Source organism: Bradyrhizobium sp. (assembly GCF_027451485.1).
In the GTDB taxonomy this organism is placed as follows: Bacteria; Pseudomonadota; Alphaproteobacteria; order Rhizobiales; family Xanthobacteraceae; genus Bradyrhizobium.
Map to the genome: position 1 here is coordinate 60711 of NZ_DAIDJE010000178.1, position 11800 is coordinate 72510.

Here is an 11800-nt window from a genome sequence, read left to right on the forward strand (position 1 = left end):
GCGATGAAACAATTTGGCGAAACGAGGCCCTGGCGCCCGATCCATTGTCATCCGAAATCATTAAAGCCCAAGCAAGAGAGCGGTCCTGTTGGGCTTCAATAAGACAAAGCAGTCATAAATATCGCAATGCAACAGCAACTTTTTGCGAGCAGATTGCCTATTTTTCAACACCTATCTCTTCCGTGACGAAGTTAAAACGAAGCTGTAGTCTTGCGCCATGACGGATGTCACTCCTGAAGTTCAGAGCGAAAACAAGTTCAACGCCGAAGCCTTCGCGATGAACATCGCCAAGGCGATGGAAAGCGGCGGCCAAGCGCTGGCGGCCTATCTCAAGCCGGCGGCAAGCGGTGATGTGCCGGAAAAGCCGCCGGGCGAGCTCACTGAGCTCATCAAGACCTTCTCAGCGGTCGCCGGATACTGGCTGTCGGATCCCGATCGCGCCAATGACATTCAGACCAGAATCGGCAAGGCCTATCTCGATCTGTGGGGCAACTCCGTGCGCCGCCTTGCCGGCGAGGAGCTTCCTCCGGTCGCGGCGCCCTCGCCCCGCGACAAGAGGTTTGCCGATCCCGAGTGGAAGTCGAACCAGTTTTTCGACTTTATCCTCCAACTGTATCTGCTGACGACGCAATGGGCCAATGATCTGGTTCGCGATGCCGAGGGATTGGACCCCCATACCCGCAAGAAGGCGGCGTTTTATGTCCAGCAGCTCACCAATGCGCTCGCGCCGTCCAACTTCGTCCTCACCAATCCTGAAGTATTGCGCGAAACTTTGACCTCGAACGGTGACAACCTTGTCCGCGGCATGAAGATGCTCGCCGAGGATATCGAGGCCGGCCACGGCACGCTGCGTATCCGCCAGTCCGACCCGTCCAACCTGGAGGTCGGCGTCAACATGGCGACCACGCCGGGCAAGGTGATCTTCCAGAACGATCTGATGCAATTGATCCAATATACGCCGGCGACCGAAAGCGTGCTGCGTACGCCGCTTCTGATCGTCCCGCCCTGGATCAACAAGTTCTACATTCTCGATCTCAAGCCGGAAAAATCCTTCATCAAATGGTGCGTCGATCAGGGTGTCACGGTGTTCGTGATTTCCTGGGTCAATCCGGACAAGAGCCTCGGGGCCAAGACCTGGGAAGACTACATGAAGGAAGGTCCGCTCGCCGCGATGGATGCGATCGAGCGTGCCACCGGCGAGATGAAGGTCCATACCATGGGCTATTGCGTCGGCGGAACGCTGCTGGCGACCACGCTGGCGTGGCTCGCCGAAAAGCGCCGCGTCCGCGTGAGCTCCGCGACATTCCTGGCCGCGCAGGTCGACTTCACCCATGCCGGCGACCTGCTGGTTTTTGTCGACGAAGACCAGATTTCGGCGATTGAACGCGACATGCGCGCCTCCGGCGTGCTTGAGGGCGCCAAGATGGCCATGGCCTTCAACATGCTGCGATCAAACGACCTGATCTGGTCCTATGTCGTGAGCAACTATCTCAAGGGAAAGCAGCCGGCCTCGTTCGATCTCCTGCACTGGAATTCGGACGCGACGCGGATGCCGGCAGCCAATCATTCCTATTACTTGCGTAACTGCTATCTGGAGAACCGGCTCACATCGGGATCCATGGTGCTCGACAACACGCGGCTCGATCTGTCGAAGGTCAAGGTGCCGGTCTACAATCTGGCCACCCGCGAGGACCACATCGCACCGGCGGATTCGGTGCTCTACGGCTCGCAATTTTTCGGTGGTCCGGTGAAATATGTGTTGTCGGGTTCGGGGCATATCGCCGGCGTCGTCAATCCGCCCAGTGCCGGAAAATACCAGTACTGGACGAATGACAACATCAAAGACGTGACGCTCGACGACTGGATCAAGAACGCACAGGAACACAAGGGCTCGTGGTGGCCGGACTGGCGGCAATGGCTCGAGGCGATCGATCCCGAGCAAGTCGCCGCCCGCGAGGTTGGTGCCGCCGCGCTGCCGCCGATCGAGGACGCGCCCGGCAGCTACGTTCGTGTCCGCGCATAGCGCAATTCAAATCGTTCGGCTATAACGCGGACCGCGTCCCGCGAGTGCCGCTTTCTGTTTGGAGTTCCTGGATCGAATTCATCGCTTGGATTGCAGGAACTTCGATGGGCGGCACGAAGATCGATTTTGCACGGTAGTGGGGGAAACGATGACGCCTGGACTGATGACGCCCGAACTGTTCTGGCTGACGTTGACGGTGATTCTGACTGGCTTGCTGTGGATCCCCTACATCCTCAATCGCATCTCGATCCGCGGCCTCTATGGTTCGATGGCCAACCCGTCGCGGAGTGACAAGCCGCATTCAGAGTGGGCGACGCGCCTGATGTTCGCGCACGACAACGCGGTGGAGAATCTCGTTATCTTCGCCCCGCTGGTTCTGATCCTGGCCGAACTCGATTACTCGACGAAGGCGACCGCCTATGCCAGCGCGGTATATTTCTGGGCGCGGCTCGCGCATCTCATCGTCTATACGATGGGCTTGCCGGTGTTCCGGACGCTGGCTTTTACCGTCGGCTTCGCCGCACAGGTGGTGTTGGCACTGGCCATCTTCAAACTTGCCTGAGGCGTCCATGACGGCGAATGCCGATGTCGTTCTCGCCTGCTATTCGCCGCCTCCCTCCTTGCGCATGACGAGATGCAGCATAGTGGCGGGCGCTGCGTCGAAGCTTTTGATCTCGCTCGTATCCGAACTGAGACATCGCCAGGCCCCCGCCGCCGCATAGGCCGCGCGAAGCCAGTCGGATGAAACATAGCTGTAGTAGCGGCCCAGCGAATCCCGACCGTCGCTCTCGCCGGACTTGAAGCTGGCATAAAACACGCCGCCAGTTTTCAGCGCGCGATGAATTCGCCTAAGGATTCCGCCCAGTTCGTCCCTCGGCACATGCAACAGACAGGCGCTGGCCCAGACGCCGTCAAATGCCTCGGATACGTCGAGTTCATCAAACCGCATCGTCTCGACGGGATGATTGAGGCGGCGTGAAGCGATCGCGGCCATTTCGGGCGAGCCGTCAGTCGCTCGCAGCGCGAATCCGCGCGCCAGCATTTCGGCGGCATGATTGCCGGCCCCGCAGCCGAGTTCGAGAATGGAGCCGCCTTCCGGCAACAACCGGAGAAAGCTGATCAGCCGCGTCGAAGGAGCTTTCGCCCACGCAGCGTAGGATTCGGCATTGCGGCGATAGAATTCCAGCGTCGGCTCGTCCACTGTGACTGCCTTCCCTTAATCCTCAGGCAGACCGAGCATCAGCCGGATGTTTTGCACGGCCGCGCCTGACGCCCCCTTGCCGAGATTGTCGAGCCGCGCCACCAGGACCGCCTGATGGTACTTGTCGCTGGCGAAGACATAGAGTTCGAGCATGTTGGTTTCGTTGAGCGCCTCTGGTTCGAGCCGCCCGCTCTTGGCAGCCGTATTCTCGAGCGGCATCACCGAAACGTAGCGGCTGCCTGCGTAGCGGCTGGCGAGCGCTGCATGCAGGTCCGCGCCGGCGACTTTGCCCTTGAGTGTATCGAGTTGCAGCGGCAACGAAACCAGCATGCCCTGCCGGAAATTACTGACGGAAGGTATGAAGATCGGCCGATGCGTCAGCTTCGAATAAAGCTGGATCTCCGGCAAATGCTTGTGCTCGAAGCCAAGACCGTAGAGTTCGAACGACGGCCCGTGACCGCTCTCGAAATTCTCGATCATCGATTTGCCGCCGCCGGAATAGCCGCTGACGGCATTCACGGTGACGGGATAATCCGCCGGCAGAATGCCGGCATCGACGAGCGGCCTGATCAGCGCGACCGCGCCCGTGGGATAGCAGCCCGGATTGGCAACCTTCCGCGATTTCCTGATCTTTTCGGCCTGATCGGGCGCAAGCTCCGGAAAACCGTAAGCCCAATCGGGCGCAACGCGGAACGCCGTCGAGGCGTCGAGAACCTTTGGACCGGCCGCACCCATGCTGTCGACAAGCGCCACCGTTTCGCGCGCGGCGTCGTCAGGCAAACACAGGACAACGAGATCGACCTCCTCCATCAAGGCGCGCTTGGCGGCGGGGTCCTTGCGCTTGTCCTCCGCGATCGCCTTCACGACGACGTCGCTCTGCAGCCGAAGCCGTTCGTTAATGCCAAGCCCGGTCGTTCCCGAGGCGCCGTCGACGAACACGCTGGGCTTTGCTCTGGTCTCAGGATTTTTAGCGTCGGAAGCCTTGGGGTTATTGGTTTCGGAAAGGCTCATGGCACGTTCCTTTCGAGCTTCGTTGCGTTTGCGAAGGCCTGCGGCCGCGCTTGCCGCATCAGATCGGCAATTTGTTGCGAGCCGGTGTCGGGTCGCCCCTCCAATGCGCCGGCGACCGCCGCATAGTCGGATTCTGATTTGTGCTGGTTCAGTTTGAAGCTGCCCTCAACTTCCTCGACCGTCATGACCAGCCCGATGATCGCCTTCTTCATCGCCTCAAGCCGCGCCGGCGTCATTTTCGCCGGTGTCCACGGCTTCTTCGGCAACAGCCAGTTTTCGAATTTTGCACTCAGCGCATCGATTTGAGCGCTAAGCTCCCCGTCAGACAGAACACGTACCGGCCCGGTCAAGTGGACCGATTGATAGAGCCAGGTCGGCACCTGATCGGGCGAGATGTACCAGTCAGCCGATACATAGGCATCCGGGCCGCCGATCGCGAGGAGCCACGACATTACGCCGTCGGCGAGCGCTGCCAACGGATTGCCCCGCGCCACATGAAACAGGGCTTGCAGCCCCCCGTCATCGGAATGGCTTAAGTAGAATGGCAATGACGAGGCGATCGGCCGCGCACCATTCCAGGCGCAGACCAGGCCGAAGCCGCGCTCTTCCGCAAAGCTCAGGCTTGCGGTGCGATCCTGCTTGAACAAGGGAGGCGTATACATCTCGAACTCCTGCGTAGCCTAACCTGAAGCCTTGAGGATCAGATGCGCTGACAGGAGAGAATGCCGCGGATCGGACCCGGCGGCAAAGGCGATGATCTAAACGCGAATGATCGCCCTTACCGCTAAAGCGCGGCGGCGGCGAAAACCGAAGAAATGGGTCCCGGCGTTGATCATGGCGCGCGGCTATATAGCCGACGCAGTCCGCCGTCAAGGTTCTTGCCTGTCCTTGGCTGGGAGGGCTTTGATCAGGCCAGGTGCCAGAGCCACTCGGCGATCTCCGCAATCACGTCGCCAAACAGCAACAGCACCGCCGCCCAGATCAAGGCGGAGAGGAAATTGGCGACCTGGAATTGCCAATACGGCATTTCAAAAATTCCGGCCGCGAGCGGCACCGAAGCGCGCAAGGGTCCAAAAAAACGACCGATGAAAATACTCGGCACGCCCCAGTTTCTGACGAACGCCTCTCCGCGCGGCAGGATCTCCGGATAGCGCGACAGCGGCCACAATTGCGCGACCTGCTCCTTGTACTTGAATCCGAACCAGTACGAGAGCCAGTCGCCGAGTGCCGCGCCGATCCCGCCCGCCAGGCACAGCGGCCAGAAACGGAGGTCGCTGACGCCTATCATCGCACCGATCGCCACCAGGGCGCCCCAGGCCGGCACCAGCAGCGAAATGAACGCCAGCGACTCCCCGAACGCGAGCACCAGCACGATCGGCGCAGCCCAGACCTGATGGTCGCGCACGAAATCGGCTATCGCGCGCGTGTATTCTTCCATCCGAATGCCCTTCCCGGCGACTTGCAGCGTTCAAAACTGGCCCGTTTAAGCTGGCCGGACGATCCGCATCAAGTCACAATGGCTGCAAGGCAAGATCAAAGCCGATTCGTTTCCTTGATCGGCGGCCAATCGATGCGGGGGCAACACATGCTTGATTCACTAATGATGCGCGCGGGCGCCATGTTTTTGATTGTCGGTATGGTCTGGGGAATAGAGATGGGCATCCGGCAGGAATTCTCCTTGGCGCCGGCGCATGCTCATTGGAACCTGATTGGCGGCGTACTCCTGTTCGTATTCGGCCTCTACTATCGAATGGTGCCGGCCGCGCGAGAAAGCGCGCTTGCAAAATGGCAGGCGTCGCTCCATTTCGTGGGCGCAATCCTGTTTCCGGTCGGCGTCGCCATCGTGATCAAAAAGGGCACAGGCTTGATCGTGCTGCCGATCATCGGCTCGCTGGTCGTGGTGCTCGCCGTTACCCTGTTTGCGGTGATTGTGTTCCGTACCTCGCGGGCCTGAGCGCCCCTCACGACGGTCACTTTTAAAGGCCATCCGTGGCATAGTCGGCCAAGGCCGATTCGCCATACGATCCTCTGTATCACCTGAAGAACTATGCCTAAGCAACTGAAATCAAATGTGAAAGCAAAGACACCCGAGGACCTCTTCGGAGCCGCCGGGCCAAAAGCCCGCGTTGCCGCGAAGGCCGCGTCGCGCTCAGACAACGCCGAGGCAGGCTATACCGCACGCGACATCGAGGTCCTCGAGGGGCTCGAGCCGGTACGGCGGCGGCCGGGCATGTATATCGGCGGCACCGACGAAAAGGCGCTGCATCATCTGTTCGCCGAAGTCATCGACAACTCGATGGACGAGGCGCTGGCCGGGCATGCCAGCTTCATTGAAGTCGAACTCGATGCCGACGGCTTTTTGACGGTTACCGACAACGGTCGCGGCATCCCTGTCGATCCGCATCCAAAATTTCCGAAAAAGTCCGCGCTCGAGATCATCCTCTGCACGCTGCATGCCGGCGGCAAATTCGACTCGAAGGTCTATGAGACCTCAGGCGGTCTGCACGGCGTCGGCGTATCCGTGGTCAACGCGTTGTCGTCGCGGCTCGAGGTCGAGGTCGCGCGCAGTCAAAAACTCTACCGGATGGTGTTCGAGCGCGGCCACCCCAAGGGAAAACTCGAGGATCTTGGCAAGGTCAACAACCGCCGCGGCACCAGAGTGCGCTTCAAGCCGGATCCGGAAATTTTCGGCGCCAAGGCTTCGTTCAAGCCGCAACGTCTGTTCAAGATGGCGCGCTCCAAGGCCTATCTGTTCGGCGGCGTGGAAATTCGCTGGCGTTGCGACCCGTCCTTGCTGAAGGGCATTGAGGATGTGCCGGCCGAGGACAGCTTTCACTTCCCGGGAGGTCTCAAGGATTATCTGGCGGCCGCAATCCACGCCGACACGCTGGTGCATCCGGATATTTTTTCCGGCAAGTCGGGCCGCACCGGCGCGCATGGCGCGTGCGAATGGGCGGTGGCCTGGACGGCCGACGCCGACGGCTTTTTGTCCTCGTACTGCAACACCATTCCGACCCAGGACGGCGGCACGCATGAATCCGGCATGCGCAGCGCGCTGCTGCGCGGCCTGAAGGATCATGCCGAGCGCGTCGGCCAGGGCAAACGTGCAGCTTCCATCACCTCCGAAGACGTGATGGTGGGCGCGGCCGTGATGCTGTCGGTGTTCGTTCGCGAACCGGAATTTCAGGGCCAGACCAAGGACCGGCTTGCCACCGCCGAGGCGCAGCGCATCGTCGAGCAGGCGATCAAGGACCCTTTCGACCATTGGCTCTCGGGCAATCCGTTACAAGCCAACAAGCTGCTCGATTTTGTCGTCGAGCGCGCGGAGGAACGGCTGCGGCGCCGTGCCGAAAAGGAAATCTCGCGCAAGACCGCGGTGAAGAAACTGCGCCTGCCCGGCAAGCTCGCCGACTGCACTGACACGGCGGCCGAAGGCTCCGAACTCTTCATCGTCGAGGGCGACTCCGCCGGCGGCAGCGCCAAACAGGCTCGCGACCGCAAGACGCAAGCGATCCTTCCCTTGCGCGGCAAGATCCTCAACGTCGCATCCGCAACCAAGGACAAGCTCGTCGCCAATGCGCAGCTCGCCGACCTGATTCAGGCGATCGGCTGCGGCACTGGGGCGCAGTACCGCGAAGAAGACCTGCGCTATTCGCGCGTGATCATCATGACCGACGCCGATGTCGACGGCGCCCACATCGCTTCGCTCCTGATCACCTTCTTCTACCGGCAGATGCCGCGGCTGATCGATGAGGGACATCTCTTTCTCGCGGTCCCGCCGCTCTATCGCCTCAGCCATGGCAGCAAGACGTTTTACGCCCGAGACGACGCCCATCGGGACGCCTTGCTCAAGAGCGAATTCAACGCCAATGCCAAGGTCGACGTCAGCCGCTTCAAGGGCCTTGGTGAGATGATGCCGGCCCAGCTCAAGGAAACTACCATGGACCCGGCAAAGCGCACACTGCTGAAAGTGGTGCTCTTGGCCGATGACCGCGACGGCACCGCCGACTCGGTCGAGCGCTTGATGGGCACCAAGGCCGAGGCGCGCTTTGCCTTCATTTCTGACAAGGCGGAATTCGCCAGCGAGGACCTCCTGGACGTCTAGGCCCCAGGGTCCCCGGTACTATTTTACTACTTCCACAAACGAACAGCGAGGAATCCCTCCTTGCTGTTGGTTTCAAAGAATTTTTCTCCCTGCCGGTCTTTGTTCAATGCGTGGTTTTACGGCCGAGTGTGCCTACCCGGCCACAGCTTTTTGGCCAAAACCATTTATAAATGGGGCCAGAATCAAGATTGCGTCGAGCGGCGGCGCTCAATCGCTTAAGGGGTAAGAAATGAAGAAGCTGGTGTTGGCACTGACTGCGGTCGCGGTCTTCACGGGTTCGGCTGTGGCGGCCGACCTTCCCGCGCGCGCCTACACCAAGGCTCCGGTGATGCCCGAGCCGGTCTATAACTGGACCGGTTTCTATGTCTTCGGTGGTGCTGGCGGCGGTGTCTGGGATGCGGACAGCTACAGCGTGAATGCCGCCGGGAACGCGGCCACCATCAGTCAGCGTCTGGGCGGCGACGGCTGGTTCGGCACGGTTGGTGCGGGCTACGACTGGCAGTTTAGCCAGTCTTGGGTGGCTGGTATCTTTGCGGATGGCCAGTTCGGAAGCCTCCGCGGCTCGCTCAATGACAATTTGAACGGTTTGACCGGCATCGAAAAGCTTCGCGATACCTGGGCTGCCGGCGTGCGTTTGGGCTACCTCGTAGCGCCGAACGTTTATTCGTATGTCAACGCTGGTTTTACCCAATCTTATTGGTCGGGCTCGCAGCTCGGCACCGTGACTGGCACGGCACCGACCGCCGCGACCGGCTCCTTTGACAGCAATGGCTGGTTCATTGGCGGCGGTGTCGAAAACAACCTGAACATCTTCGGGATCACCGCGCCGGGCTGGTTCATGAAGACCGAATATCGCGCGGCTTATTTCGATCGATCGACTTTGGCCGAGAGCAACCTCGCCACCGGTTTGCTGACCGGAAACTCGGTTAGCTTCCACCCGCTCGTGCAGACCGTCTCGACCTCGCTGGTTTATCGCTTCAACTGGGGCGGTCCGGTCGTCGCGAAGTACTGATCTGAGCTGGATCGAAGTTCGAAGAGCCCCGGCAATGCCGGGGCTTTTTTTATCTAATTCAAAAGTCCCGCGTGACGAAGGCCCTCGGCCCCCGATAAATGCGGTTTGGGACGGAATTGGCCATAGAGGTATTCATGCGTAACCTGCTGCTGGTGCTCGGCCTCATTGGACTCGCCATCGGGCTTTTGTGGATCGGTCAGGGCACCGGCATGATCACTTGGCCCGCATCGAGTTTCATGATCCGGCAGATCCAGTGGGCAGGCTACGGCGCCGCGCTGGCTGGCCTTGGCCTTGTGCTGATCTGGCAGAGCAAGCGTTAGGCCTCACCGACCCTACGGGCGCGAATGCAACGCCGGTAGCGGTTTTTCCCTGGCGACACGCGCGAGTGATTGCGCAAGGATCACGCTCGAACGACAGCCAAGAAACAAGACGACAGGAGCATCCACGTGGCAGCGGGACTGTTCGACCTCTCTGGAAAAGTCGCGATCGTCACCGGCGGCAATGGGGGCATCGGCCTTGGCATGGCCCGCGGCTTGGCGGCAAGCGGGGCAAGCATTGCCGTCGTCGGCCGGGACGAAGCCAAGTCAGCTGCAGCGGTTGCGGACCTGTCGAAGAACAGCGGCAAAGCCATCGCCGTCCCAACCGACGTCACCGACGAGGCCGCGGTTGCGGCTATGGCGGGGCGGGTTCTTCGCGAACTCGGCCGAATCGACATTCTCATCAACAATGCCGGCATCAACATTCGAAAACCCGCGGATCAGCTCGACATCTCCGAATGGGACCGCGTGATCAATACGAACCTGACCAGCGCGTTCCTCTGCTCGCGCGCGGTGCATTCCGCAATGAAGGAGGCAGGTGGCGGCAAAATCATCAACATCGGCTCGATGATGTCGATCTTCGGCGCCAGCTTCGCGCCGGCCTATGCCGCGAGCAAGGGCGGCATCGTGCAGTTCACCCGCTCCTGCGCCGTCGCATGGGCTTCCGACAACATCCAGGTCAATGCCGTGCTGCCGGGGTGGATCGATACCGAACTGACGAGACAGGCGCGCGAGCAGGTCGCGGGTCTGCACGACAAGGTGTTGGCGCGCACACCGGCGGCTCGCTGGGGTGCGCCGGATGATTTCGCCGGGATTGCGGTGTTTCTCGCATCCCCGGCCTCGGATTTCGTGACCGGGACGGCAATTCCCGTCGATGGCGGATTTTCCGTGATGGGTTGAGCAGTTTTTCTCACGCGGCGGGCGAATGCACATGTTCGGGGCGCACGCCGATTGCAATCAGGCGGCCGGCTAGCGCCTGAAGCCAGGGAACGGAAGAGACGAGGCGCAGGAACATCGGCACCCGAAGCGGCTTTTCGCCAGGCTTGATCGCGCGGCTGATGAGATTGTTCTGCACGGCCACCTGCATCGCTTGCGTCATTCGCACCGGGAAACTGCGGCGTTGCTGCACCGATTGCAGTTCCTCTTCGGAGGGACAGCCTTCATTGCTTTTCAAAGCGACCAGTTTCGCAGCAAGCAGGTTGGCGGTCGCGACCGCATCCTGAACGGCGAGATTGACGCCGACGCCACCGACCGGCGACATCGCGTGGGCGGCATCGCCGATGCAGAGCAGTCCCGGTCGCGTCCATCGCTTCAACCGGTTGATGGCAACCGTCAGCAGCTTGACGTCCTCCCACGTCTTCACGTCCGTCATGCCCGCGGCCAGAATTGGCGCCATGCTGATGACGTCATTGCGAAACGCGTCCAGGCCCCTCGCCTTGACGGCATCGAAGCCGTTCTTGGCGATGACATAGGCGCATTGCCAGTAATCGCCGCGGTCGAAGGTGACGAGCATCTTGCCGGTTTCAAGCCGCGCGAACAGGTTCTCGGATTCGTTGGGACGCCTTCCGGCGCGAAACCACAGCACGTCCATCGGGGCACCGATCTCGTTCAGGTCTAGTTTGGCGCACTCGCGTACCGTCGAGTGCCGTCCGTCGCAAGCGATGGTCAGGCCCGCACGGATATCGACCGGACCATCCGGCGTTGCGGCCTTGACGCCAGCGACCTGGTCGCCGGACCAGATAAGGTCAGTCGCATTGGTGTTCATCATGACTTGAAGTGAAGCGAAGCGCTTGCCGCTCTCGCGCAGAAAATTGAGAAAGTCCCACTGCGGCATCATTGCGATGAACGGGTATTTGACGTGCAGGCGGCTGAGATCGGCGATACGGACGGATTCCCCGCCGAACTGACCGTTCATCTGCTGCAATTGCTGATGTGGAACCTTCAAAAACCCATCGATCAGGCCGAGTTCGTCCATCACCTGCAAGGTCGAGGGATGTACAGTATCGCCGCGGAAATCCCGGAAGAAGTCGGCGTGCTTTTCCAATACCACCACGCCGATGCCGGCGCGGCCGAGCAGATAACCGAGCATCATGCCGGCCGGGCCACCGCCGACGATGCAACAATGGGTCTG

At 60.7% G+C, this 11800-nt stretch carries 12 protein-coding genes; 7 read left to right on the forward strand and 5 right to left on the reverse strand.

Annotated elements, in window-relative coordinates:
• Positions 1–217: 217 nt before the first annotated feature.
• Together NEZ08_RS21765 and NEZ08_RS21770 are read left to right on the forward strand one after the other, a co-directional pair.
• Positions 218–2023, forward strand: a complete 1806-nt coding sequence (locus NEZ08_RS21765) for a class I poly(R)-hydroxyalkanoic acid synthase (RefSeq protein ID WP_298111630.1) — start codon at positions 218–220, stop codon at positions 2021–2023.
• Positions 2024–2186: 163 nt separating this feature from the next.
• A complete protein-coding gene (locus NEZ08_RS21770; RefSeq protein ID WP_298111674.1) occupies positions 2187–2585 on the forward strand; it encodes an MAPEG family protein in 399 nt (132 codons plus the stop codon).
• Positions 2586–2624: 39 nt separating this feature from the next.
• Here NEZ08_RS21770 and NEZ08_RS21775 read toward each other — a convergent pair whose 3' ends face one another.
• The 4 genes from NEZ08_RS21775 to NEZ08_RS21790 all read right to left on the reverse strand — a co-directional run bounded on the left by NEZ08_RS21775 (position 2625) and on the right by NEZ08_RS21790 (position 5673).
• Positions 2625–3224: a bifunctional 2-polyprenyl-6-hydroxyphenol methylase/3-demethylubiquinol 3-O-methyltransferase UbiG gene (locus tag NEZ08_RS21775; RefSeq protein WP_298111633.1), complete on the reverse strand. Its 600-nt coding sequence runs from the start codon at positions 3222–3224 to the stop codon at positions 2625–2627.
• 15 nt (positions 3225–3239) lie between these two features.
• Entirely contained in the window at positions 3240–4235 is a 996-nt protein-coding gene (argC, locus tag NEZ08_RS21780; protein ID WP_298111636.1) for an N-acetyl-gamma-glutamyl-phosphate reductase, read from the reverse strand.
• Positions 4232–4897, reverse strand: a complete 666-nt coding sequence (locus tag NEZ08_RS21785) for an FMN-binding negative transcriptional regulator (protein WP_298111639.1) — start codon at positions 4895–4897, stop codon at positions 4232–4234. Before NEZ08_RS21785 ends, argC begins: the two co-directional genes overlap by 4 nt.
• Positions 4898–5142: 245 nt before the next feature.
• Complete coding sequence (locus NEZ08_RS21790) at positions 5143–5673, reverse strand: DedA family protein (protein ID WP_298111642.1); 531 nt, start codon at positions 5671–5673, stop codon at positions 5143–5145.
• Between NEZ08_RS21790 and NEZ08_RS21795 the strand changes: the two genes are divergently transcribed.
• From NEZ08_RS21795 to NEZ08_RS21815, 5 genes are all read left to right on the forward strand, one after another.
• Complete coding sequence (locus NEZ08_RS21795; RefSeq protein WP_298111645.1) at positions 5629–6189, forward strand: hypothetical protein; 561 nt, start codon at positions 5629–5631, stop codon at positions 6187–6189. The genes NEZ08_RS21790 and NEZ08_RS21795 overlap by 45 nt on opposite strands.
• A gap of 93 nt (positions 6190–6282) precedes the next feature.
• Positions 6283–8340, forward strand: a complete 2058-nt coding sequence (gene parE / locus NEZ08_RS21800; RefSeq protein ID WP_298111648.1) for a DNA topoisomerase IV subunit B — start codon at positions 6283–6285, stop codon at positions 8338–8340.
• Between the two features lie 229 nt (positions 8341–8569).
• Positions 8570–9352 (forward strand): porin family protein, encoded by a 783-nt coding sequence (locus NEZ08_RS21805; RefSeq protein WP_298111650.1) that lies wholly within the window; start codon positions 8570–8572, stop codon positions 9350–9352.
• Positions 9353–9486: 134 nt separating this feature from the next.
• Positions 9487–9672: a hypothetical protein gene (locus NEZ08_RS21810; protein ID WP_298111652.1), complete on the forward strand. Its 186-nt coding sequence runs from the start codon at positions 9487–9489 to the stop codon at positions 9670–9672.
• A 126-nt stretch (positions 9673–9798) separates the two neighbouring features.
• The gene (locus NEZ08_RS21815) at positions 9799–10569 is read left to right on the forward strand and encodes an SDR family NAD(P)-dependent oxidoreductase (RefSeq protein WP_298111655.1); all 771 of its coding nucleotides are present in this window, start codon (positions 9799–9801) and stop codon (positions 10567–10569) included.
• Positions 10570–10579: 10 nt separating this feature from the next.
• Here NEZ08_RS21815 and NEZ08_RS21820 read toward each other — a convergent pair.
• The coding region (locus NEZ08_RS21820) for an FAD-dependent oxidoreductase (protein ID WP_298111656.1) at positions 10580–11800 on the reverse strand (1221 nt) is incomplete at its 5' end.